This is a genomic window from Achromobacter sp. Root83, from assembly GCF_001428845.1.
Classification (GTDB): domain Bacteria; phylum Pseudomonadota; class Gammaproteobacteria; order Burkholderiales; family Burkholderiaceae_B; genus Achromobacter.
Genome location: NZ_LMIU01000027.1, coordinates 49,521 through 73,548, shown reverse-complemented (window position 1 = coordinate 73,548; position 24,028 = coordinate 49,521). Strand labels below are relative to the sequence as shown.

The following is a 24,028-nucleotide window of genomic DNA, read 5'->3' as shown; positions in this document are numbered from 1 at the left end:
GGCGCGCAGCCGGGCCTTTTTGCTTTGCGCGGGGGCGCCCGCGACGCGGCCTCAAGGCCGCTTGTATGCGATGCAGTCCACTTCCACCTTGGCGTCGACCACCAGGCTGGACTGCACGCAGGCGCGCGCCGGCGGGTTCTCGCCGAAGTACTCCTTGAACACCTTGTTGAACGAGGCGAAGTCGCGCGCATCGTCCAGCCACACGCCGCAGCGCACCACATGTTCGGGGCCGTAGCCGGCTTCCTTCAGGATGCCGAGCAACTGCTGGATGGCCTTGTGGCTTTGGGTCACGATGCCGCCCTCGACCACCTCGCCGTTGTCCATCGGCACCTGGCCGGATACGTGCAGCCAGCCGTCGGCTGCGACCGCGCGGGCGAACGGCATGTGCGAGCCGCCCTGGCCGGTGCCGCCGGCGACGCCGTAGCGGGTGATGCCATTCTGGTCGGGAGTGGGGGTAGTGCTCATGGGATGTTCCTTTGATTCGGCGGGTGTGATTCGGAAGGGGGCAGGCGGCTAGGCGCCCGGCACCTGGGCGAAGGAATTCCGCAGGTCGCCGTTGCGCGGCAACCAGCGGCCGGCGCGATCGCCGGTGGGTTGGCCATGGCGGTAGGACAGGGCGCCGTTCACCCAGACCGCTTCGATGCCCGCCGCGGTCTGAACCGGGGCGGCAAAGGTGGCGCGGTCGATGATGGTCTCGGGGTTGAACAGCACCAGATCCGCGTGATAGCCCTCGCGCACCAGGCCGCGTTCGGCCAGCCCGAACCTGGCGGCCGACAGGCCGGTCATCTTGTGCACGGCCTGCGCCAGCGGGAACAGGCCCACGTCCCGGCTGTAGTGGCCCAGCACGCGCGGAAAGGCGCCCCACAGCCGCGGATGCGGCATGGGATCGTTCGGCAGGCCGTCGGAGCCCACCATGGTGAGCCGGTGCGACAGTACGCGGCGCACGTCATCCTCGTGCATGTTGTGATAAACCGCGCCGGCGGGCCGCAGGCGCGTGGCCGCTTCCATCAAGGTGACGCCCCAGTCCGCGGCGATGTCGGCCAGTTTTCGGCGCGCCTGCTCCGGGTGCGGCACCGACCAGGTGATGTCGATGTCGAACTCGTCGGTCACCTGCTTCAGATCCAGCGTGGACGAGCTGGCGGAGTAGGGGTAGCAGTCGCAGCCGACATGCTGCAGGCGGCCCGCGCTTTCCAGCTTGAACAGGACTTCCTTTGTGCGGCCCCAGTTGCCGGCCCCGGCGCATTTCAGGTGCGACACCACCACCGGCACGCGGGCGTGCAGCGCGATGTCGAAAGCTTCCTGCATGGCTTCCAGGATGGCCGCGAATTCCGAACGCAGGTGCGTCGTGTACAGCGCGCCGAATTCGTCCAGCGCTTCGGCCAGCAGCTTGACCTCGGCCGTGTCCGCCTCGAACGCGGACGCATAGGCCAGGCCCGTGCTCAGTCCGATGGCGCCGTGAGCCAGCGAATCGCGGAGCTGCGCGCGCATGGCCAGCGCTTCGTCGCGGGTGGCGGGGCGGTCCAGCCGGTCCATGTGATTGCTGCGCAAAGCCGTGTGGCCCACCAGCGCGGCCACATTGACCGCGGGCCGCGCGGCCTCGATGGCACGCGTGTAGTCGGCGAATGTGGGGTAGCTGAAGTCCTCCCGCTTGCCCAGCAGGTTCATCGGGTCGGGCGGTTCAGCGCGCAGCGACACGGGCGATGCGCTGATGCCGCAGTTGCCCACGACCACCGTGGTCACGCCCTGCGACAGCTTGGGCAGCATGCCCGGGGTCCGGATGACGTTGGTGTCGTCGTGGGTATGGACATCGATGAAGCCGGGAGCCAGCGCCAGATCCGTGCCGTCGACGATCTGGCGGGCAAGCGCGCCGGGCAGGTCGCCGATGGCGGCGATGCGGCCGTCGGCGAGCGCCACGCTGGCGCGGTACTCCGCGCCGCCGGTGCCGTCCAGAATGCGGACGTTGCCTATGAGGGTGTCGTACATCGTGTGTTCCAGGTTCAGTCGCCCAGCGGCAGACGGTTCGGACCGCCGCGGTGCTCGTCCAGCGCCAGCTTGATGCGGCGCAGGCGTTCGCGGTTTTCTTCTTGGTTCAGCATGGCCAGTTCGGTCGACAGCAGGTCGATGGCCAGCATCATCGCGTAGCGCGAGGCGGACGGCTTGTAGATGAAGTCGGTTTCGTCGGTGCGGATGGGCACCACCACGTCCGCCAGTTGCGCCAGCGCCGAGGATGCATCGGTGATGGCGACGATGCGCGCGCGATACTGCTTCACGATGCGGGCGGCGCCCAGGATTTCGGGCGTCAGGCCAGAGGCCGACAGGATCAGCACGGCGTCGCGCTCGTCCAGCGTGGCCGCCACCATGCGCAGCAGCACCGCGTCGCTGTAGACGGCGATAGGGTAGCCCAGGCGCACCAGCCGCGACTGGACTTCCTGCGCCATCACGGCCGACGCGCCGCCCATGCCGAACACATAGATCATGCGCGCGCCGTCCACGATGGACGCGGCCTGCTCGAACAGCGGCTCGGTGAACGTGGGCAGGTGCGCGCGCAGCGTGCTTTCGATGTCGGCGTAGATGCGGGCGTAGAAAGTGCTTTCCTCGGCCGGCGCGCTGGGGTCCAGGAAGCGGCTTCCCACCGTGCTGGCCTGCGCCAGCTTCATTTTCAGGTCGCGCGTATCGTCGCAGCCCACCGTGCGCGCAAAGCGCGAAATGGTGGCGATGCTGACGCCGGCCTTGGCGGCCAGTTGATCGACGGTGGCGCTGGCCCCCCAGATGATGTCGTCCAGGATGGCGTCGGCCACCTTGCGTTCGGTCACGCTCAATGCGTCCCGCCGACTGCGTATCTGGAAGACGATGTCGCGGATGATGTTCATGTGGAATTCCTGGATCAGATCGGGCCTAGGCCAGTTCGGGGTCGCCGATGCGCGAACAGGCGACATAGTGGCCGGGGCCGACGCTGACGGCCTGCGCCTCGGTTGTCGCGCAGGCGTCGATGGCGTGCGGGCAGCGCGTGCGGAACACACAGCCCGACGGCGGGTTGATCGGGCTGGGGATATCGCCTTTGAGCAGAATACGCGAACGCGGAGCGCGCGGATCCGGCACGGGCGCGGCCGATAGCAGGGCGCGAGTATAGGGATGGCGCGGGCGGGCGTACACCTCGCTGGTGGGGCCGCGTTCCATGACGCGGCCCAGGTACATCACCACCACGTCGTCGCACAGGTAATCCACCACCGCCAGGTCGTGGGCCACGAACAGCATGGTCAGCCCCAGGTCGCGCTGCAGATCCTGCAGCAGATTCAGCACCTGTGCCTGCACCGACACGTCCAGGGCCGACACCGGTTCGTCGGCGACGATGAAATCCGGCTCGACCGCGAGCGCCCGCGCGATGCCGATGCGCTGGCGCTGGCCGCCGGAGAATTCGTGCGGATACCGGCGGCTGTGGTCGGCGTTCAGGCCCACGCGCTCCAGCAGTTCACCGATGCGGGCCGAACGGCGGTTCTGGGCCAGCTTGTGGGTGTCCAGCGCTTCGCCCAGGATTTCGGCCACCGTCATGCGGGGATTCAGGCTGGCGTAGGGGTCCTGGAACACGATCTGCATGCGGCGGCGCCACGGCAGCATCTGCTTTTCGTTGAGCTGGGTGATGTCCTGCCCGTCGAACACGATGCGTCCGGCGGTGGGCGCGAACAGGCGCAGCAGCGCGCGGCCCGTGGTGGTCTTGCCGGAGCCGGACTCGCCGACCAGGCCCACGATGGTGTTGCGGGGCACGTCGAAGCTGACGCCGTCCACGGCCCGCACAACGGGGGCGTTGCGCCCCTGGGCAGTCGGGAAGTGGACTTTCAGGTCTTCGATCCGCACTAGCGGCGCTTCGGCGCGGATGCTCTGCTTGCTCGTCATATCGGGTTCACCTTGATGCAGCGCGCACGGTGTGCGGGCTGCACTGTCACGAGTTCGGGCACGCCGGCGCGGCAGTCGTCGGCGGCCAGCGGGCAGCGCGGCGCGAAGGTGCAACCGGCCGGCAGGGACAGGACGCTGGGCACGTTGCCCGGAATGGCGCGCAATCGTTCGCCGGAAGCCAGCAATGCCGCCGTGGGCAGACAGGACAGCAGGCCCCGGGTATAGGGATGGGTCGGCTTTTCGAACAGGTCGTACACGCCCGCGTCCTCGACCACGCGACCGGCGTACATGACGGCCACGCGATGCGCGATCTCGGCCACCACGCCCAGATTGTGGGTGATGAACAGGATGCTCATGTTCATCTCGGCCTGCAGCCGGCGCAGCAGGTCCAGTATCTGCGCCTGCACCGTCACGTCCAGCGCGGTGGTGGGTTCATCGGCGATAAGCACGGCCGGGTTGCAGGCCAGAGCCAGCGCGATCATCACGCGCTGGCGCATGCCGCCCGACATCTGGTGCGGATATTCGTTGACGCGCCGGTCGGCGGCGGGAATCTCCACGCGCTCCAGCATCTCGCGGGCGCGCCTCATCGCGGCGGCGTAAGAGCCGCCTTCATGCTGCAGCACGGCTTCGGCGATCTGGTCGCCCACCGTGTACAGCGGGTTCAAGCTGGTCATGGGCTCCTGGAAGATCATGGCGATCTCGGCGCCGCGGATCTTCTGCAGGGTGGCGGGCGTGGCGCGGGCCAGGTCGTGCCGCACGCCCTGGCGGTCGCGGAACAGGATCTCGCCGGCCTCGATGCGGCCCGCCGGCTTGGGCAGGAGGCCCATGATGGACAGGCTGGTCACGGACTTGCCCGAACCGGACTCGCCCACGATGGCCAGGGTTTCGCCGCGGGCCAGGTCGAAGGTCACGCCGTCCACGGATTTGGCGATGCCGTCGCGGCTGTGGAACCAGGTCTTCAGGCCTTCCACCGACAACACGACGTCTCGGGTGCTTGCGGTCATGATTACAGCTCCTTGCGCAGGCGCGGATCGAGCACGTCGCGCAGGCCGTCGCCCACCAGTTGCAGCGACAGGACGGACAACACGATGGCGATGCCCGGGAAAATCATGATCCAGTCGGCCGAACCCATGTACTGCTGGCCGGCGTTGATCATGGTGCCCCAGGTCGGGATGTCGGGCGAGACGCCCACGCCCAGGAAGGACAGGCCGGCTTCGGCCAGGATCGCGTAGGCGAAGATGAAGGTGCCCTGCACCAGGATGGGCGACACCAGGTTGCGCAGCACGTGCACGGTGACGATGCGCCAGGTTGGAACGCCCAGCGCGCGGGCGGCTTCCACGAAGGGCAGTTCGCGGATGACCAGGGTCGACGCCCGCACGATGCGCGCCAGGCGAGGCGTATAGACGATGCCGAGCGCGATCACCACATTGACCAGCGACGGCCCCAACGCGGCCACCAGCGAAATCGCCAGCAGGATGTCGGGAAACGCCATCATCGCGTCGATCAGGCGCGAGACGAACTTGTCGGCAGTGCGGAAGAAGCCGGCGATGAGGCCCAGCGCGATGCCCAGCACGCTGGACACGATGACGACGGCAAAGCCCACCATCAGCGACAGCCTGCCGCCGTGCATGACGCGGCTGAACACGTCGCGTCCGAAGTCGTCGGTGCCGAACCAGTGCGCGGCGCCGGGCGCCTTCAGCCGGTTCATGATGGACAGCTTGAACGGATCGTAGGGGCTGATCCACGGGGCCAGCAGCGCGGCCGCCACCAGCACGACGATCACGATCAGGCTCACCAGCACCGTCTTGCGCGAGACCAGCAGGCGCAGCACCTGCCAGCGGTCGGCGCCGGGATTCACGGTAGTTGCATTGGTCATGTCGATTTCATCATCAATAGCGCACGCGGGGGTCGACCACCAGGTACAGCAGGTCGATGAACAGATTGATCAGGACATAGATGGCCGCGATGACCAGCAGCGCGCCCTGGATGACGGGGTAGTCGCGGCGCAGCACCGCCGACACCACCAGGCTGCCCACGCCGGGCAGGCCGAACACCGTCTCCGTCACCACGGCCCCGCTGATGAGCAGGGCGGTGGTCAGGCCCAGTACCGTCAATATCGGGATCAGCGCGTTGCGCACGGCGTGCTTGAGGATGACCTTGCGCTCCGGCAGGCCCTTGGCCCGCGCGGTGCGCACATAGTCGTCGCGCAGCACGTCCAGCATGCTGGCCCGGATGAAGCGGGTGATCAGCGCGGAATTCACCAGCCCCAGCACCACGGCGGGCAGGATCAGGTGCGACAGGCGGGTCGCCAGCGACGCGTCCGGTCCGCCGTAGCCGGCCACCGGCAACCATCCCAGCTTGACGGAGAAAACCTGCATCAGCAGCAGGCCCAGCCAGAAGCTGGGCACGCTGGAAGTGAACATGGAAAACGACAGCACCGACTGGTCCAGCGTGGTGCCCCGCTTGACCGCGGAGAGTATCCCCACCGGCAGCGCGATGGCGCTGGCGATCAGCAGCGACATCAGCGTCAGCAGGATCGTGGGTTCGGCGCGGTCGGCCAGCGCGGCCAGCACCGGCTTGTTCATGAAGATGGACTGGCCCAGGTCGCCTTGGACCAGCCTGCCCAGCCACGACACGTATTGCACGGCAACGGGCTGGTCCAGCCCGAGCTGGGCGCGCAGCGCGGCGATGTCCTGCTGGCTGGCCTGGGGGCCGAGCATCACCGCGGCCGGATCGCCGGGCGTGACGCGGATGATGACGAACACGATGGTCGCGACGATGAACATCACGGCCACCAGCCCGACCAGCCGGTTTAAGAGATAACGCAGCACGGTGGAATCCTAAAGGTCAGTGCGCAAATGCGAACGCAGAGGCAGGCGCGGATTTCGGCGTGTGACGGGCGGCCGGGGCCGCCCGTCACGCGGGCGCTTACTTGGGTGCCTTCCATGCGTTCCAGAAGTACGGCCACGGCACGGCCTTGGTGCCTTGCAGCGACGGCGAGCGCGCGGCCTGCGCGTTGAAGTCGCCGACCTTGATGAACGGCACCTCGTCGTACACGGCCTGTTGCACGTCCGCCCAGCGCTTCACGCGCTCTTCCTGGGAGCGGGCCTGGTTGAAGGCGTCCAGCACCTGGTTGCGGCGGGGCGTGTCCCACCAGCCCGGAGCATCCTTGGAGGGGAAGTCGATCAGAGCGGGTTCGGGCAGGAAGGGGCTGTGGGTGATGAAGATGTCCCACACGGCCGGATCTTGCCGGCGCTGCGTCAGCGTGGCCCAGTCCACGACCTGCATGTCCACCGTGAAGCCGGCGGCCTTCAGGTACTCCGCCGCGACCAGCGCCATCTTGTAGTGGAACTCGTATTGCTGGCTGGTCAGGATCCGGATCTTGCGGTCCTGCAGGTTGGCGCCGTCCGCGAGTTTCTTCGCGCCCGCGGCGTCAGCCTTGTTGTAGACCTTGCCGCCCAGCGACGTGGCCCACGGATAGCCTTCCGGATACAGGTCGCCGTTGAGCTTGTAGAAGTTCTTGTCGCCGAAGGCGGCGTACAGCATGTCTTCTTCATTCAACGCCAGTTGCACGGCCTGGCGCGCGGCCTGGTTTGCCATGATGCCCTGCTTGGTGTTCAGCACCAGGCGCGGCCAGCCGAACGGCTTGAGCATGACGGGGTCCGAGCGGCCATTCTTGAGCTTGGGCAGCGACTCCACCGGCAGCGAGTCGACATAGTCGAACTGTCCGGCCACCGCGCTCTCGACGCGGGTGTTGGCATTGCTCACCGGCACGAAGCGGATCTCGTCCAGGTATTGCTTGCGTGCGCCGCCGTAGCCGTTGGGCTCGCCTTCGCGTTGTTTGTAGCCTTCGAAGCGGACAAGCTGAATGTACTGGTCGGGGACGCGCGCCTTGAGCTGATAGGGGCCCGTGCCCACGAATTCGGTCAGCGCCGGGGCGATCTTGCCCTTGGGCATGATGACGGCCGCGCTGTTGTTCATCGCCAGCAACGCGGTCAAGGGCGCATCGGGCTGCTTGAGCGTGATGCGGATCGTGTTGGCGTCCGGGGCTTCCATGCCGGAGATGATCTTGGCGGCATTCTTGCCGCGCGTGGCGGTTTCGGTCCAGCGCTTGAGCGAAGCCAGCACGTCCGAGGAATCCATCTTGGAGCCGTCGTGGAATGTGATGCCCTGGCGCAGCGGGATGGTGTAGATCAGGCCGTCCGGCGTCACCTCCGGCATCTTGTCGGCCAGCAGCGGCGTCAGGTTCCACTGGGCGTCGAAGGTGTACAGCGTTTCGAAGAAATGCTGGGTCAGGATGCCCACCAGGTCGGCGGTGCTGCTCATCGGGTCCAGCGTCGGCGGCTCGCCAATGGTGGCGACCGAAATCGTGCCTCCCTTGACCGGCGTGGCACAGAGGGCGGGGGTCGACAATGCGGTCAAGCCAATTGCGCCGGCCGCGAGCAGGCTCTTCAGCCCGCCTCGCCGGGAGGTACGGAAGTTCATGATTCTCTCTCCAGAGGGTCAAAAACAGGTTGTCGCGTGGTAACAGGTAAGCGCCGGGATCCCAGGTCTTTCTTGCCCCCTCGGGCCTGGCGCGGTGCCGCGGGCAGGGGCTAGAAGAAGGTTTCGGCCACGTCGGTGACGCGGTATTGCTCGTCCACCAGCAAGACCTGGCGCCACTTGTCGAACGTCAGGCAGGGGTGGGAGATATCGAAGGCGATCATGTCGCCGACCTGGATGTCGTCGCCCTCGCCGATCTGCATGAAGGCGTGCTGGTCCATCATGGCCGAGAGCTTCCAGTGCGCGGGCGCCGCGCCGGGCGCCTGCTGGCCGGGACGGTACAGGAGGGCGGGCGTGGGCAGGCCCGCGTCGAAGGCGGCGTCGCGCTTGCCCAGGGCGATGATGGCGCGGCCGGGCTCGGGCAGCGATTGCACGTACGCCCAGACCTGCAGCGCCGGCTGCAGGCCCGGTTCCATCTTGCGGGCCACCGGGTTGTGCGCGTTGATGCGTTCGGCCGCCGTGCGATAGATGCCCACGTCGTGCGACAGGTAGCAGCCAGGACGCAGCACCACTTCCAGGGCGGTGCCGATATCCAACTGCGAGAATTCTTCGGCCACGACGTCGAACCAGGCGGAGCCCGCCCCGGAGATCAGCGCGGGGGCGCCCTTGCGCAGCCTGCCTGCCGTGGCCAGCCCGCGCAGCGCGTCGGTGGCGCGGCGCAGGAAGGCGCGGATGGCGGTCTCTTCCTGCAGCACGCCTTCATAGACTTCGATACCCGCCAGCGCCAGGCCCGGCCACCGGCCGATTTCGTCGGCCACGGCCTGGAGCTGAGCGTCGTCGCGCACGCCCGTGCGGCCGCCGGCGGGCCCCAGTTCGATGAGGACGGGCAGGATCAGGCCCTGCTCTCCGAAATACTGGCCCAGCTGCGCGGCGTTGGCCGGCGAATCCACGATACAGAAGAAGGTGAAGGCGGGATCGCGCAGCAGGCGCGCGATGATCGCCATGTTGGCGCGGCCCACGAGCTGGTTGGCCATCAGCACCCGGCGGATGCCGTGCTGATAGGCCGCCAGCACCTGCGGCGCGGTGGCCAGCGTGATGCCCCAGGCGCCGTTGTCGATCTGGCGCTTGAACAGCGCCGGGCTCATCGTGGTCTTGCCGTGGGGCGCCAGCTTGACGTGGTAGGCCTCCATGAACTGCTGCATCCACTGCAGATTGTGGCGCACGCGGGCTTCGTACAGCACCGCGACGGGCAGGCTCACGTCCTCGTCCAGCAGGTTCCAGTTCAGCGCCGCCACGTCGGCGGTGGTACAGGACTCGGGGAACGCGCCCAGGCCCTTGCCGTTCGCGTCCAGGGGGGCTGCAGGGGAAGAGGAGTTCGTCATGGCGGTCGCCTGTCTTGGAAAATATTTACGTCAAATCAGATTTTTTTCATTATCGTGAAAGAAATTTACAAGCGGGAGCTAGGAGTTTCCCGTAGTCGGGGCTGCCGCGACAATGGGAAAATAGTCGCAGCGCCGCGCACGGCGTACGTGCTGGCCGCCCCACACAGAGGAAGAACCATGCTGAAAGTCGCTTTGGGTCAGTTCGCCGTCGGCCGCGTCTGGGAAGAGAACGCCCAGGTCTGCGTCGACCTGATGGAACGCGCCCGCGCGGGCGGGGCCGACCTCCTGGTCCTGCCTGAAGGGATACTGGCCCGCGACATCACGGATCCGCAGATCGTGCTGAAGGCTGCGCAACCGCTGGATGGCCCCTTCATGTCGCGCCTGCTGGAAGCCAGCCGGGGGTCGCCGCTATCGACCATGATGTGCATCCACGTCCCGACCGGAGAAGGGCGGGTGTGGAACACGCTGGTCACGCTGCGCGACGGCAAGATCCTGTCGCAGTACCGCAAGCTGCACCTGTACGACGCCTTCACCATGAAGGAATCCACCAACGTCACCCCGGGCACGGAGATCCCGCCGCTATTGGAGATCGCGGGGCTGCGCGTGGGCCTGATGACCTGCTATGACGTGCGCTTTCCCGAACTGGCCCGCCGCCTGGCGCTGGACGGCGCCGATCTGCTGGTGTTGCCGGCCGCCTGGGTGCGCGGTCCGCTGAAGGAAATGCACTGGGAGGTCCTGGTCACCGCGCGCGCGCTGGAAAACACCTGCTACGTCGCTGCCGCCGGCGAATGCGGCGAGCGCAACATCGGCTGCAGCATGGTGGTGGATCCCCTGGGCGTGGTGACGGCGCGGGCGGGCGAAGCCCCGGCGCTGCTGTTCGCCGATATCGATCCCGACCGCCTGGCTCATGCGCGGAAAGTGCTGCCGGTGCTGGCGAACCGCCGCTTCTCCCCGCCCGCACTGGGCTAGGGCCGCCGCGGGCCGCCACGCCGGGCATGGGAGGCGTCCCGGCGGCGGGTGGACAGGGATTCGCCCGGCCCGGGACATGGTGTAATGCTGACTTGAAATCCTTGCTGTCTTCCTTCATCTGCTGCCAATGAGCAACGATCTCTTCGCGGCCGATCCTGCGCATCGGCCCTATGTGCCCCTTGCCGAGCGCCTGCGCCCACGCACCTTGTCCGACGTGGTCGGGCAATCGCATCTGCTGGGGCCGGACAAACCCTTGCGCGTCGCGTTTGAATCCGGCCGTCCGCACTCCATGATTTTCTGGGGGCCGCCGGGCGTGGGCAAAACCACCCTGGCGCGCCTGATGGCCGACGGGTTCGACGCCCAGTTCATCGCCATATCCGCCGTGCTGGGCGGTGTGAAAGACATACGCGAGGCGGTCACGGTGGCTCAGGTGGCGCAAGGCCAGGGCCGCCGCACCATCCTCTTCGTCGACGAGGTCCATCGCTTCAACAAGGCGCAGCAGGACGCGTTCCTGCCCTACGTGGAAAGCGGGCTCTTCACCTTCATCGGCGCGACCACCGAGAACCCCTCGTTCGAGGTCAACTCGGCATTGCTGTCGCGAGCTCGCGTCTACGTGCTGCAGTCGTTGACGGCCGAAGAACTGCAGCAATTGGTCGATCGGGCCGTGCAGGCGCTCAATGACGGCATGGACGAGGGCGACACCATCCGCGTCGAGGCCGACGCCCGCGAGCAGTTGGCGGCCTGGGCCGATGGCGACGCGCGCCGCCTGATCAGCGCGGTGGAGGTCGTGGCCGAATCCGCGCAATCCGCGGGCCGCGACACGGTGGACGCCGCCTGGCTCGAGATCTCGCTGTCGCAGAACCTGCGGCGCTTCGACAAGGGCGGCGACGCCTTCTATGACCAGATCAGCGCCCTGCACAAATCGGTGCGGGGCTCCAACCCCGATGCCGCGCTGTACTGGTTCTGCCGCATGATCGACGGCGGCGCCGACCCCAAGTATCTGTCGCGCCGGCTGGTGCGGATGGCGGTCGAGGACATCGGCCTGGCCGATCCGCGCGCCACGGACCTGGCGGTGAACGGCGCCGATATCTACGAGCGCCTGGGTTCGCCCGAAGGCGAGCTGGCGCTGGCGCAGGCGGTGGTCTACATGGCCTGCGCGGCCAAGTCGAACGCGGTCTACAACGCGTATAACCAGGCGCGCAAATTCGCCGCGGAACACGGCAGCGCGCCGGTGCCCATCCACCTGCGCAATGCGCCCACCAAATTGATGAAGCAATTGGGCCATGGCAAGGCTTACCGCTACGCGCACGACGAGCCTCACGGCTACGCCGCGGCCGAGCAATATTTCCCTGATGGACTCAATCCCTCCTTCTATCGGCCGACCGATCGCGGCCTGGAGGCTAAAATCCAGCAAAAGCTGGCATTCCTGCGTGAGCTGGACGCGCAGGAACGTGCCAGGAACCGGTAACGGGCCGCGCCCGTTGCTTCTCGCAACCTCACTGATACCGACATGCTAGACCCGATACTGCTGCGCAAAGACCTGCAAACCGTCGTAGACCGCCTCAAGAGCCGTGGCGTGGCCTTCGACACGGAACGGTTCAACGACCTGGAGTCTCGCCGCAAGGCCGTCCAGACCGAAACCGAATCCCTGCAAGCCCGCCGCAACGCGCTGGCCAAGCAGATCGGTCAGTTGAAGTCTAAAGGCGAAGACGCCAGCGCCGTCATGGCGGAATCGCAGGCCGTGCCCGAACGCCTGAAGCAACTGGAAGAAGAGCTGGCCGCCTTGCAGCAGCCGCTCAACGAACTGCTCATGTCAGTCCCGAACCTGCCGCACGCCAGCGTGCCGCTGGGCGAGTCCGCCGACGACAACGTCGAGGTTCGCCGCTGGCTGCCCGGCGCCGCGGGCGCCGACGGCAACCCGCCGGCCCTGGCCTTCGAAGCCCGCGACCACGTCGCCTTGGGCGAACCGTTGGGCCTGGACTTCGACATGGCCGCCAAGCTGTCCGGCGCGCGCTTCTCGTTCATGCGCGGACCCATCGCGCGCCTGCACCGCGCGCTGGCCCAGTTCATGCTGGACCTGCAAACCGGCACGCACGGCTACACCGAGTGCTATACGCCTTACATCGTCAATGCGTCGACGCTGTTCGGCACCGGCCAACTGCCCAAGTTCAAGGACGACATGTTCGCGGTCTCCAAGGGCGGCGACGACGACCCCAAGGTCGACGACCAGGGCAAGCCGTATGTGCGCGAGGATCAGTACCTGATCTCGACCTCCGAGATCACGCTGACCAGCGTGGCAAGCGGCGCCATCCAGGCCGCCGCCGACCTGCCGATCAAGCTCACGGCCCACACGCCGTGCTTCCGCTCCGAAGCCGGCAGCGGCGGGCGCGATACGCGCGGCATGATCCGTCAACATCAGTTCGACAAGGTCGAGATGGTGCAGATCACGCAGCCGGACCAGTCGTACGAGGCGCTGGAGGACATGGTCGGCCACGCCGAACGCGTGCTGCAGTTGCTGAACCTGCCTTATCGCGTCGTGCTGCTGTGCACGGGCGACATGGGCTTCGGTTCGGCCAAGACCTACGATCTGGAAGTGTGGCTGCCGGCGCAGAACACCTGGCGCGAGATTTCGTCGGTCTCCAACTGCGAGACCTTCCAGGCCCGCCGCATGCAGGCGCGCTTCCGCAACGCTCAGGGCAAGCCGGAATTCGTGCACACGCTCAACGGATCGGGACTGGCCGTCGGCCGGGCGCTGGTGGCCGTGCTGGAAAACCACCAGCAGGCGGACGGCAGTGTCCTGATCCCCGAGGCGCTGCAGCCTTACATGGGCGGCCTGACGGTGCTGAAACCCTGACAAAACCGTTGTCCATCGGCCATATGGCCGATAAAAAGGCGGAGCCTTCGGGCTCCGTTTTTTTTTATCATTGCGACATAATCATGTCGCTTTAGAACGCTATTCTGCCGGCATAAGTGCTTGATTTTGATGTGAGCAATTGTGTATTTCAATAAAAGGGCCAGATAGTTGCGGCACAATACACCCGCGTTCTACACGCTTCATTCACTTATATAACAAGGAGTTGTCCATGACTTCAAGAATGATTGGAGATTTTCGTGTGAGATGCTCTGTGGCTCATGAAGACGAGCAGGGCTACCGTGTGCAAATATGGACCCGCCGCGTAGGCGGAACCGCACCGGAAAAATGCTGGACCGTGCCGGGACAGGCGCCGTTCACGAACTTGCACGAAGCGGAACAGGAAAGCCGTCAATTGTTCCAGGGAATCAATGGCGTGCGCTTCAACGGCGAACCGGAGTTTGCTCATGCGTCCGCATAATGGCTGGTGGCGGGCGTCGAGCGCGCCGCGCCGATGGATCGATCTTGTTCAGGAATCGCCGCGCTGGGCCGATAACAAAGCCAAGCAGGCGTCGCAGCAACCGGTCGTGTTGACCGGAAAACCCGTTCAGCCCCCCGCGGGCTGAGGGTATCCCCACAGGGCACCGGACATTGCCCTGCCGGAAAAAAGGCCACTCGAAAGTGGCCTTTGTTTTATTCACCGTTCGCGATCAGTCGCGATCATGGCCGCGGCCGCGGTGATGCCCGTGGTCATGCCCACGGCCGCGTCCATGGTAGTACCCGCGATCGTAATGCCGGCCGCCGCGATAATAAACCGGCGCCGGGTAGATTACCGGCGGCGCCATATACACGGGAGCCGGACGGTAGTAGACGGGGGGAGGTGGCGCCACGTACACAGGCTGGGGCGCGACGTAAACCGGCGCGGGATAAACGATTCCGGGCACGCCGATGGAAATACCCACGTCCACGCGAGCCAGGGCGACGCTGGAGATCAGCAAACCCGCGGCACCCACACCTGCGATAAGCCATTTTTTCATGTTGCACCTGCCTACTGCCTGACGCAGCAAAGTTGAGTATTCGTTGGCCCTATTTTCGGTGCTTTGCGCCAGGTATTCGTAAGCGAGCCCGGTTCAATAGCGACAATCCGCAACCGTCCCTTTGATACAAGCCGTGCGGGTGCTGCATTGCGGCAGCGGGCGTTCACCCTGGCGAACCCTGCATTGAAGTCGATTGAAATAAGCTGGAATGAGGTGAAGTTATTCGCCCGCGTTACACGTCGTCACCATCTGCGCGCGGGCAGCAGTAACGGTGTGGCGCCGGCGCGCCAGCTTCATTGGCTTTCCAGGTTTTCGTACGGGGATGAGTGGCGGTATTCCACGACCCAGACCCACGGATTCGCGGCCCACGCATGCGAGCCATAGCGCTCGCACCACATCAATGCAAACGCAGTTTGCAGGGGAACCCCAGGCAGCAATGCCGAACTTTGATAGAGCGCTTGCGTGCCTTCCGCGCGTGCGTCGGATTCGGTCAGGTTCTGCAGGCGTTGGATACGCACGCCCACGACGACGGCGGTTGCAAAGGGTTCGCCGGCTTCATCGGCCAGCATGATGGTTTCGCCGGATTTTCCGTACGGGCATCTGACCCAGCTTGAGGTTCTGCGCAACTCAGAAGGATTGTCCGGCGACGGGCCCATGGCCACCCATCTGCCGGAATCCGCGGCATCCGCATACCAGGCCGTCGTGAATTTGGTCGGCTGGGGTTTGAGGATACGCCGGCTCTGCACCTTGGCGCCTTCAAGAATGGCTTGCTTGTGCGGTTCGCTGAATTGGAGTGACTGCCTTTTCATGTGCTCGCTATTCCCCTCAGGATCAACGCTTGCGCGCTATTGCCGTTGCGGCCGAGTCGACACGTGCCAACTAAGTGAGCTTGATTCAAGCCTCGCAGGGGGAGTATGACGTGTCACGTCCCTCATGTCAGGCGCCGTCTGAATTTGTGTTGTCTTTTTGAAAACAGCGCGAGGTTATTTGTATACTCGAAGCATGAATACAGACCTGCACGATCTCAAGCCCGGTTACTACTGGTACACCATGGCCAATGACCCGCTGGCCGTCATCCATATCCATGAAGACGGCGGCGCCACGCTCATGGGCACGGACTATCGCATCGGCGCGGAAGGCGTTGCCGACATGGTCCGCCAGGGCGAGCGCTTCTTCTGGATCGAACCGCCTCAACTCTGAAATGGCGGATCTGCTCCTGCAGAACGTCCGCGCGCCGCAAGGCGGTGCCGTGGACGTGCTGGTGCGCGATGGACGTATCCAGCAGATCGGGCCTCGTCTCCAGGCCGGCCCGGACGTACCGGTGGAAGATGGCGGCGGCGCCTTGCTGCTGCCTGGCCTGATCGAAGGGCACACCCATCTGGACAAAACGACCTGGGGTTCGCCTTGGTACGTGAACGAGGTCGGCCCGGCCCTGACCGACCGCATCGACAATGAACGCGCCTGGCGCGCCGGCACGGGGCATGATGCCGCGAGCCATTCGCGCGCCCTGGCCCTGGCCTTTCTGCGCGAAGGCGCCACCCGCATCCGGACCCACGTCGATATCGACACCGACGCTGGCCTGCGCCATCTGGATGGCGTGCACGCCACGCGGCAGGAGCTTGCCGGCCGCATTGAAATTCAAACCGTTGCGTTCCCGCAATCCGGCCTGCTGGCGCGCGCCGGCACGGCGGAACTGCTGGATCAGGCCCTGGCGCAGGGCGCGGATGTGCTTGGCGGGCTGGATCCATCCGCCATCGACCGCGATCCCGCAAGATCCCTGGACCTGTTGTTCGCGCTGGCCGGCAAACATGGCAAGCCGGTGGACATTCATCTGCACGAGCCCGGCGAGCTGGGCGCCTTCACGCTGGAGCTCATCCTGGACCGCGTCCAGGCATTGGGCATGAACGGCAAGGCCGTCATCAGCCATGCCTTCTGTCTGGGCAGCGTCGACGCCAGGCGGCTGGACGGCCTGCTCCAGCGCCTGGCCGCTTTGGATGTGGCTTTGCTGACCACGGCGCCCGCGTCGCGGCCCGTGCCGTCCGTGCGTGCGTGCCGCGAGGCAGGGGTGACGCTCTTTGGCGGCAACGATGGGATCCGCGATACCTGGACGCCATACGGCAGTCCCGACATGCTGGCCCGCGCCGCACTGATCGGTCTGCGCAACGACCTGCGCCGCGACGACGAGATCGAATGGGCGTTCGAATGCGTGACCGGCGCCGCCGCCCGCGCTTGCGGCTTTGCCGATTACGGCCTGGCCCCGGGCGCTCGCGCCGATCTGGTTCTGGCCGACGCGAGTTGCGTGGCCGAGGCCGTGGTCAAACCGGCGCCCCGCCGCCTGGTGGTGTCCGGCGGGGCGATCGTCGCCCGCAATGGCCAGGACGCCATCGCCTAGCTGCGCTGGTTATGGGTGTTTCAGTCCAGGCCGAGCTGCGACTCGGTCAGTTCCACGAAAGCCCGCATCAATTCCGAACGCACCCCTGACCGCAGCCAGATGGCGCCCACGGTACGCACCGGGCAGGGCGCGGGCAGCGCCCAGCGCGTGACGCGCGCCGATGGCGTTCCAGTGGTGGCCCAATCCGGCAACAGCGCCACGCCCAGGCCTTCCGACACCAGCTTGGCGATGGAGTCGATGCCATCGAGTTCAAATCTTATCGTCGGCCGCAGATTGCGCGCCCGCAGGTAATCGTCGGCCATCTTGCCGCCCACTACGCTGCGGTCGTAGCAGATGTAAGGCTCCCGCGCGATGATGGCCAAGGGGTCCTGCACTTTCATGCCCGCAGGCGTCACCAGCACCAGCGGTTCGTGGCGCAGGTCGCGCCAGGCGCAGGTCTTGGGAATGGAAAAGAGCGGATGCACCAGTAGCGCGCCGTCCAGTTCGCCGGACAGCACCTTGCCATAAAGCAGCGTGGTGGGCGCCGGCTCGATGTAGATCTCGGTGCGCGGATGGCGCGCCACCCAGGTGCGCAGCACGGGCGGCATGATGCCCGTCAGCGCCGTGGGCGTGGCACCCAGCCGTAGCGGGCCTGCCGGCAGTTCCGTATCCGAGGCCGCGGACCGCAGGTCGCGGACATCGCGCAGAATGCCGCGCGCGCGTTCAAGGATGCGGACGCCGGCCGGCGTGGGCTTGACGGTGCGTCCCGAGCGCGCAATCAGCGCGCTGCCCACATCCGCCTCCAGCGCCCGCAGCCGTTGCTGCACGGTGGCCGGCGTCAGTCCCTGATGCCTCGCGGCCTGCGCAATGGAGCCCAGTTCCACCACATGCACATAGGTTTGAAGAAAACGCGAATCCATGGCCGTCCGTCTCTTTAAAAGATGCTTTTTTCATATTCTAAAGATGGGTGAAGATAATTGTTGTTTTCTTTGGTGGAGGGAAGAATACGTCCATGGCATTGAGGCAGCGCAAGGCGCGCCGACCAAGCCCTGTCGAAACAACCCAGCTACCAAGGAGCCACCGTGCCCATCATTGAATCCATAGACGTATGCGCCGCCGCGGTGCCCCTGGATAAAGTCACCTCGTTTTCGAATCGCACCGTCTCCACGCGCCACTATGGGTTGGTCAAGGTGCGTTCCACCGACGGCGTGGAAGGCATCGGTTTTTGCTATGTCGGCAGCGCCGGCGGCGCCATCTTCGAGGCGGCCGTCCAGAGCCTGCTGGGCCCGGTGCTGCTGGGCAAGGACTCGCACGCCGTCGAGGGCCTGTGGAACGCCATGTACCAGGAAGCGCTGCTGCAAGGCCGCCAGGGCACGGTGATGCGGGCGCTGAGCGCGCTGGATATCGCGCTGTGGGACCTGAATGCCAAGACGGCGGGCCTGCCGCTGCACAAATTCCTGGGCGCCGTGGAACTCGAAACCGTGCCGGCCTATGCCAGCGGCGGCTACTACCTGGACGGCAAGACGCCGCAGCACCTGGGCGAGGAAATGGCCAGCTATGTGGACAAGGGGTTCCGCGCCGTCAAGATGAAGACGGGCCGCCTGTCGCCGCGCGAGGAAGAGGCGCGCCTGAAGGCCGCGCGCGAGGCCGTCGGTCCGGACGTGGAACTGATGATGGACTGCAACAACGCCTGGCAGGACGTGACCCAGGCCATGCAATACATCCGGCGCTTCGAGCAGTACGAACCCTATTTCATCGAAGAACCCTTCGGTCCCGACGACATCGACAGCCACGCCAAGTTGGCGCGCCTGACACACCTGCCGATCGCCACCGCCGAGATCGGCTACGGCCGCTGGTATCACAAGGAATTGCTGGACAAGGGCGCTGCTGGCATCCTGCAGACGGATGCGGCGGTTTGCGGCGGCATCACGGAGTGGAAGCGCATCGCCGCCACCGCCGCCAGCTATGGCGTGGTGGTCTGCCCGCATTGGTTCCACGACGTGCATGCGCCGCTGGTGGCCGCGACGCCGAATGCGCGCTATGTCGAATTTTTCTGGGACGACCAGGTCCTGAATTTCCGCAAGCTGGTCGATCGCCAATTGACCCACAAGCAGGGTCGCGTGGTCTTGCATCAGGAGCCGGGACTGGGGTTCGGTTTTGACGAACGCATGGTCGAACGGTACGGCAAGTGGACCCGCGTCGCCCGTTGATACACCGGAGAACCTCATGAGCACTGTTGCCGCCGATCGCCCGCAGGGCGTCTATTCGCCCGTCCTCACGCCATTCAATGCGGACCTGTCGCCCAGCACGCCGCGGTTTGTCGAACATTGCCGGGCGCTGCTGGAGCAGGACGCGGGGCTGGCGATCTTCGGCACCAACTCCGAGGCCAACTCACTGAGCGTGGCGGAAAAGCGCCAGTTGCTGGACGCTTTGCTGGAGGCCGGCCTGCCCCCCGGCCGCATGATGCCGGGCACGGGCGCCTGCGCGCTGCCCGACGCGGTGGAGATGACGCGGCACGCGGTTGCCGCGAGGTGCGGCGGGGTGCTCATGCTGCCCCCCTTCTATTACAAGGGCGTCAGCGACGAAGGCCTGTTCCGGGCCTTCGCGCACGTGATCGAAAGGGTCGCGGACGACAGCCTGCGCATTTATCTGTATCACATCCCGCCCGTGTCGGGCGTGGGCATCAGTCTCGGCTTGATCGACCGCTTGCTGAACGAATTCTCCGGCATCATCGCGGGGATCAAGGACAGCTCGGGCGACTGGGCCAACACGCAGGCGATGCTGCGCGACTTCCAGCCGCGGGGCTTCGACGTGTTCGCCGGCACCGAGGCCGTGCTGCTCGATACCATGCGTGCCGGCGGAGCCGGCTGCATCACCGCTACCGGCAACGTCAACGCGGGGCCTATCGTGGACCTCTACCGCAACTGGCGCGAGGACGGCGCCGACGACAGGCAGCGCGCCTTGAACGAAACGCGCGCGATCTTCCAGTCCTATCCGATGATTCCCGCCATGAAGGCCGCCATCGCGCAGCGCAGGCAGGATCCGGCGTGGGCCACCGTCAGGCCGCCGCTGGTGGAGCTGGACAGCGTGCAGTCGGCGCAACTGGCGCAGCGGCTGGCCGCGCCGGCCGCGCGCTGACGGCGTTCGATGGCGTTCATGCAGGCGTAGTACAGCAGTGCAGCATCCAGGCCGCGTCAGACGGCCGGATGCGACAGAGGCAGGCAGTGCATCCATAACCAGTCGCCGGCCTTTGGATCGGCGCGCGAGGAGACAACTATGCAACGTAGGCAATTCATGACCGGCGCCGCGGCGCTGGGGGCGGCGCTCGTCCTGCCGGCAACGGTACGGGCGCAGGACATGCCCTCGGGACCCGTGAAGATCGTGGTGGGATTTCCCGCCGGCGGCGGCACCGATGTGCTGGCGCGACTGCTGGGCCAGAAGCTGGGCGTGCTGTGGAACATCCCGGTCATTGTCGAGAACCGCGCCGGCGCGGCGGGCATCATCGCCGCCGAACAGGTCGCGCGTCAGCCCAACGACGGCAATACCCTGCTGATGGCCCATGTGAATAGCCACGGCATTGCGCCGGGCCTGCAGCCCAAGCTGGCCTATTCGGTCGATCGCGATTTCACGCCCATCGCCCTGGTGGGCAAGACGCCCACCATCCTGATCGGCGGCGCCGCCCAGCCGGCAAAGACCTTGCCCGACCTGGTCAAGCTATGCCGCGCGCAACCGGGCAAGATCATATTCGGTTCCGCCGGTAGCGGCTCCGCTCAGCACCTGGCGCTGGAAATCTTCAAGGCACGCGCCGGGATCGACGTGCTGCACGTGCCGTACAAGGGGTCGGCGCCGCTGATGAACGATCTGATGGGCGGCCACGTGCAATATTGCTTTGAAGGCATGACGACCGCCACGCCGCTGCTGCAGTCCGGCAAGGTGATCGCCCTGGCGCAGACGTTGCAGAAACGATCCAAGAGCCAGCCCGGCGTGCCGACCGTGGCCGAGCAGGGCTATCCGGGCTTCGAGGCCAGCATCTGGTTCGGCATGGTGGGGCCGGGCAAGATGCCCGACGCCATGGTCCAGCGCATGAACCGCGATATCGACCAGGTGCTGGCGATGGCGGATGTGCAGGAGAAGCTGGCGCAGGTGGGCGCGGAAGATGGCGGTGGCAGCGTGCAGCGCTTTGCTGAATTCATGAAGAGCGAACAGCAGAAGTACGCCAAGACCATTCAGGACGCGAAGATCGTCGCCGAAGGCTGACGCCCAACCCTCCGGGCGCGCCGCCGAGCAGGCCACCGCCCGGCGCGTCCCGCCCAGCCCGTTCCGACTCGCGCGTCCCGACCCGCGCGCTCCGATCAGCGCGCTTCGATCAGCGTGCCTCGGGATCCACCCAGCCCGCCGTCGCCGAGATCGAGCGGGCTTTCTCGCTCAGCAGCCGTGCGGTATCGGATTCCAGGTCGTCATCCACGGCGCCCACGGGGCCCATCAGGGTGATGGCCGCCTTCATTTCGCCCAGCATGTCGAAGATGGGCGCCGACAGCGACGTGAAGTGCGGCAGCAGCGCGTGGCGGCAACGACTGATGTGGTGTTTCCGCACTTCGTCGCGGATCGCCTCCACATCCTTCATCGTGTATGAATTGCCCGCCATGCCGCCGTGGCTTTCGGGCACCGCCGAAGCCATTTCCTGTTCGAGCAGTTCGCGGGTGAGCGCGGCCGGCAGATGCGCCAGGAAATTGCGTCCCAGTGCGGACGACAGCAGCGGCATCACGGTTCCCACGCGCAGTTCCAGCAAAGGCCGGCTGCGGCTGCCTTCCACGCGGTAGACGATGGTGGGGCCCTTGTTTCCCCACACGCCCAAAAACACGGTGTGTCCGGTGGCCGCGGCCACTTCGGCCATGATGGGCCGCGCCGTGGTGAACACGTCGAACTGCTCCAGCGCCGCCAGGCCCAACCGCAGGGCATAGGGGCCCAGGCCGTAGTGCCCGGTGTCGGCATGCTGCTGCACGACGCCCACCTTCTGAAAGCTCACCAGGTAGTAATGCACGTTGGGAACGGTCAGTTCACAGGCGTCCGCGATTTCCTTCAAGGGCATCGGGCGGCCGGTCTTGCGGATCACGTCCAGGATCCTGAACCCCACCTCGATCGACTGGATGCCCCTGCGCGCCGTGGCCGGCGTCTGTTCCGTGTTCTTTTCAACCTTGCCGGCGGGCCTTGCCATTACTGCCTCCACAGTCTCCGTGGCGGCAGTGTAGCAGCGGCCCCGCCGGCCTCCAGGCCAAGGCGGGCCCCTGCCGCCGGGTTATCCCTAGCTATTTCAGGTCCGGTTTTAAGTTTGATAATAGTTAATGCGTACAGCACTATCAATCTAAAACGACAGGGGAAAGCCAGCATGGAAGCAAACATCGCAATGCCCAGGATCGATGACGGGCCAACGCTCAGCCGGAAAGAAGAACGCCAGGTCGTCGTGGCCTCGACCCTGGGCACGCTGTTCGAGTGGTACGACTTCTTCATCTACGGAACGCTCGCCGTCTTCATGAGCCAGGTGCTGTTCCCCCAGGACAATCCCACGGTGGCGCTGCTGGCCGCGCTGGGCGCGCTGGCGGTGGGCTTCATCATCCGGCCGCTGGGCGCCGTGATGTTCGGCTACCTGGGCGACAAGCTGGGCCGCAAGTACACCTTTCTGATCACCGTCGTCATGATGGGCGGGGCCACCGTCCTGATCGGCTGCCTGCCCACCTATGAGTCGGCGGGCCACCTGTCGTGGATCCTGTTGCTGACGTTGCGCGTGGTCCAGGGCCTGGCGGTCGGGGGAGAGTACGGCGGCGCCGTCATCTACGTCGCCGAACATTGCGAACCCAAGCGGCGCGGCCTGTTGACCGGCTGGATCCAGATCACCTCGTCGGCCGGCCTGATCCTGTCCCTGGTTGTGATCCTGTGCACCCAGGCCTCGATGAGCGCCGAGGATTTCCGGCAGTGGGGCTGGCGTCTGCCGTTCATCCTGTCGATCGTGATGCTGGCCATTTCGATCTACGTCCGCGCCAAGCTGCACGAGTCCCCGGTCTTCACGCGGATGAAGCAGCAGAACCGCCTGTCCAAGAATCCCGTCAAGGAAACTTTCGGCCAGTGGCCCAGCCTGCGGCTCGTGCTGCTGGCGCTGATCGGCGTGACCGCCGGGCAGGGCGCCACCTACTTCACGGGCCAGTTCTACGTCATGATCTTCCTGCAGCAGGCCGTGCAGCTCGATCAGACCACCGTTTACACGCTCATCCTGATCGGCTTCATCATCGGCGCGCCGACCTTCGTGCTGTTCGGGTGGCTGTCGGACAAGATCGGCCGCAAGTGGATCATGATGGCCGGGCTGTTCATCGGCGCATTGGGTTATCACGCCATGTTCGACGTCCTGCTGAACGCCGGCAATCCCGCGCTGGCTCAGGCCATGCAGACCACCCCCGTCCGCGTGCATGCGGACACCAGCGGCGGCGCCTGCGATTTCGGGCTGCAGGCGGCAATGATCGGCAGCCACGCCGACCACAAGAAGGTCTGCGTGCAGGCCAAGAAATTCCTGGTCGGCAAGGGCATCAATTTTGAATACGCGGCCCCGCTGCCGGGCCACGAGATCGCCATGAGCGTGGGCGGCGTCACCGTCAACGGCTTCGACCGCGCTGGCTATGCGAAAGCGCTGGCTGCCGCCGGCTACCCGGACCGGGCGGATGCCGCGCGCGTCGACCGCGGCACCATCATCCTGATCCTGGTGCTGATGACCGCGGTGGTCGCCATGGTCTACGGGCCGGTCGCGTCCTATCTGGTCGAACTGTTCCCGGCGCGCATCCGTTACACGGCGCTGTCGTTCCCGTATCACATCGGCGCCGGCATCTTTGGGGGTATCGTGCCCTTTACCGCCACCTACCTGGCCCAGGCAAGCGGCAATATCTTCGGCGGGCTGATGTATCCGGTCGCGGTGATGGTGATCGTGGGCATTATCGGCAGTCTGTTCCTGCCCAACACGCGCGCCCAGGCCATCGACGAAGACCCGGTCCACTAACAAGAG

General features: G+C 65.9%; 23 protein-coding genes. 10 read left to right on the top strand and 13 right to left on the bottom strand.

The window, feature by feature from the left end; translation table 11 throughout:
- Positions 1-51 precede the first annotated feature (51 nt).
- The 9 genes from ASE30_RS26695 to ASE30_RS26655 form a co-directional block, all read right to left on the bottom strand.
- Entirely contained in the window at positions 52-465 is a 414-nt protein-coding gene (locus ASE30_RS26695) for a RidA family protein (RefSeq protein WP_057287300.1), read from the bottom strand.
- Between the two features lie 48 nt (positions 466-513).
- Positions 514-1,983, bottom strand: coding sequence for an amidohydrolase family protein (locus tag ASE30_RS26690; protein WP_057287299.1), 1,470 nt, complete (start codon positions 1,981-1,983; stop codon positions 514-516).
- Between the two features lie 14 nt (positions 1,984-1,997).
- A complete protein-coding gene (locus tag ASE30_RS26685; RefSeq protein WP_057287298.1) occupies positions 1,998-2,870 on the bottom strand; it encodes a MurR/RpiR family transcriptional regulator in 873 nt (290 codons plus the stop codon).
- A gap of 25 nt (positions 2,871-2,895) precedes the next feature.
- Complete coding sequence (locus tag ASE30_RS26680; RefSeq protein WP_057287297.1) at positions 2,896-3,891, bottom strand: ABC transporter ATP-binding protein; 996 nt, start codon at positions 3,889-3,891, stop codon at positions 2,896-2,898.
- Positions 3,888-4,895, bottom strand: coding sequence for an ABC transporter ATP-binding protein (locus ASE30_RS26675; RefSeq protein ID WP_057287296.1), 1,008 nt, complete (start codon positions 4,893-4,895; stop codon positions 3,888-3,890). Before ASE30_RS26675 ends, ASE30_RS26680 begins: the two co-directional genes overlap by 4 nt.
- Positions 4,896-4,897: 2 nt before the next feature.
- On the bottom strand, positions 4,898-5,767 hold the full coding sequence (locus ASE30_RS26670; protein WP_057287295.1) for an ABC transporter permease: 870 nt from the start codon (positions 5,765-5,767) through the stop codon (positions 4,898-4,900).
- Positions 5,768-5,780: 13 nt separating this feature from the next.
- Positions 5,781-6,722 (bottom strand): ABC transporter permease, encoded by a 942-nt coding sequence (locus ASE30_RS26665; RefSeq protein WP_057287294.1) that lies wholly within the window; start codon positions 6,720-6,722, stop codon positions 5,781-5,783.
- 97 nt (positions 6,723-6,819) lie between these two features.
- Entirely contained in the window at positions 6,820-8,376 is a 1,557-nt protein-coding gene (locus ASE30_RS26660) for an ABC transporter substrate-binding protein (RefSeq protein WP_082601759.1), read from the bottom strand.
- Positions 8,377-8,486: 110 nt separating this feature from the next.
- Positions 8,487-9,755 carry an amino acid deaminase gene (locus ASE30_RS26655; protein ID WP_057287293.1) on the bottom strand — a complete coding sequence of 423 codons (1,269 nt, stop codon included), beginning with the start codon at positions 9,753-9,755 and terminating at the stop codon, positions 8,487-8,489.
- Between the two features lie 177 nt (positions 9,756-9,932).
- Between ASE30_RS26655 and ASE30_RS26650 the strand changes: the two genes are divergently transcribed.
- From ASE30_RS26650 to ASE30_RS26635, 4 genes are all read left to right on the top strand, one after another.
- The gene (locus ASE30_RS26650) at positions 9,933-10,724 is read left to right on the top strand and encodes a deaminated glutathione amidase (RefSeq protein ID WP_082601758.1); all 792 of its coding nucleotides are present in this window, start codon (positions 9,933-9,935) and stop codon (positions 10,722-10,724) included.
- A 127-nt stretch (positions 10,725-10,851) separates the two neighbouring features.
- Positions 10,852-12,192, top strand: a complete 1,341-nt coding sequence (locus ASE30_RS26645) for a replication-associated recombination protein A (RefSeq protein WP_057287292.1) — start codon at positions 10,852-10,854, stop codon at positions 12,190-12,192.
- A 42-nt stretch (positions 12,193-12,234) separates the two neighbouring features.
- Entirely contained in the window at positions 12,235-13,578 is a 1,344-nt protein-coding gene (gene serS, locus ASE30_RS26640; RefSeq protein WP_057287291.1) for a serine--tRNA ligase, read from the top strand.
- 229 nt (positions 13,579-13,807) lie between these two features.
- The gene (locus ASE30_RS26635; protein ID WP_082601757.1) at positions 13,808-14,056 is read left to right on the top strand and encodes a hypothetical protein; all 249 of its coding nucleotides are present in this window, start codon (positions 13,808-13,810) and stop codon (positions 14,054-14,056) included.
- Between the two features lie 229 nt (positions 14,057-14,285).
- On the opposite strand, the gene ASE30_RS26630 is transcribed toward ASE30_RS26635, so the two are convergent.
- Together ASE30_RS26630 and ASE30_RS26625 are read right to left on the bottom strand one after the other, a co-directional pair.
- Positions 14,286-14,612 (bottom strand): virulence factor, encoded by a 327-nt coding sequence (locus ASE30_RS26630; RefSeq protein WP_057287289.1) that lies wholly within the window; start codon positions 14,610-14,612, stop codon positions 14,286-14,288.
- A gap of 293 nt (positions 14,613-14,905) precedes the next feature.
- Positions 14,906-15,421: a hypothetical protein gene (locus ASE30_RS26625; protein WP_057287288.1), complete on the bottom strand. Its 516-nt coding sequence runs from the start codon at positions 15,419-15,421 to the stop codon at positions 14,906-14,908.
- A 193-nt stretch (positions 15,422-15,614) separates the two neighbouring features.
- On the opposite strand from ASE30_RS26625, the gene ASE30_RS26620 reads away from it, so the two are divergent.
- Both ASE30_RS26620 and ASE30_RS26615 read left to right on the top strand, forming a co-directional pair.
- Positions 15,615-15,812 (top strand): hypothetical protein, encoded by a 198-nt coding sequence (locus tag ASE30_RS26620; protein ID WP_057287287.1) that lies wholly within the window; start codon positions 15,615-15,617, stop codon positions 15,810-15,812.
- A gap of 1 nt (position 15,813) precedes the next feature.
- On the top strand, positions 15,814-17,004 hold the full coding sequence (locus tag ASE30_RS26615) for an amidohydrolase family protein (RefSeq protein WP_057287286.1): 1,191 nt from the start codon (positions 15,814-15,816) through the stop codon (positions 17,002-17,004).
- 20 nt (positions 17,005-17,024) lie between these two features.
- Here ASE30_RS26615 and ASE30_RS26610 read toward each other — a convergent pair whose 3' ends face one another.
- Positions 17,025-17,903 carry a LysR family transcriptional regulator gene (locus ASE30_RS26610; protein ID WP_057287285.1) on the bottom strand — a complete coding sequence of 293 codons (879 nt, stop codon included), beginning with the start codon at positions 17,901-17,903 and terminating at the stop codon, positions 17,025-17,027.
- A 162-nt stretch (positions 17,904-18,065) separates the two neighbouring features.
- On the opposite strand from ASE30_RS26610, the gene ASE30_RS26605 reads away from it, so the two are divergent.
- The 3 genes from ASE30_RS26605 to ASE30_RS26595 all read left to right on the top strand — a co-directional run bounded on the left by ASE30_RS26605 (position 18,066) and on the right by ASE30_RS26595 (position 21,240).
- Positions 18,066-19,193, top strand: a complete 1,128-nt coding sequence (locus ASE30_RS26605; RefSeq protein WP_057287284.1) for a mandelate racemase/muconate lactonizing enzyme family protein — start codon at positions 18,066-18,068, stop codon at positions 19,191-19,193.
- 16 nt (positions 19,194-19,209) lie between these two features.
- Complete coding sequence (locus ASE30_RS26600) at positions 19,210-20,121, top strand: dihydrodipicolinate synthase family protein (RefSeq protein ID WP_057287283.1); 912 nt, start codon at positions 19,210-19,212, stop codon at positions 20,119-20,121.
- A gap of 138 nt (positions 20,122-20,259) precedes the next feature.
- Positions 20,260-21,240, top strand: coding sequence for a tripartite tricarboxylate transporter substrate binding protein (locus ASE30_RS26595; protein ID WP_057287282.1), 981 nt, complete (start codon positions 20,260-20,262; stop codon positions 21,238-21,240).
- Positions 21,241-21,349: 109 nt separating this feature from the next.
- Here ASE30_RS26595 and ASE30_RS26590 read toward each other — a convergent pair whose 3' ends face one another.
- On the bottom strand, positions 21,350-22,198 hold the full coding sequence (locus tag ASE30_RS26590; RefSeq protein ID WP_057287281.1) for an IclR family transcriptional regulator: 849 nt from the start codon (positions 22,196-22,198) through the stop codon (positions 21,350-21,352).
- 171 nt (positions 22,199-22,369) lie between these two features.
- Between ASE30_RS26590 and ASE30_RS26585 the strand changes: the two genes are divergently transcribed.
- Positions 22,370-24,022: an MFS transporter gene (locus ASE30_RS26585; RefSeq protein ID WP_057287280.1), complete on the top strand. Its 1,653-nt coding sequence runs from the start codon at positions 22,370-22,372 to the stop codon at positions 24,020-24,022.
- The last annotated feature ends 6 nt before the right edge of the window (positions 24,023-24,028 follow it).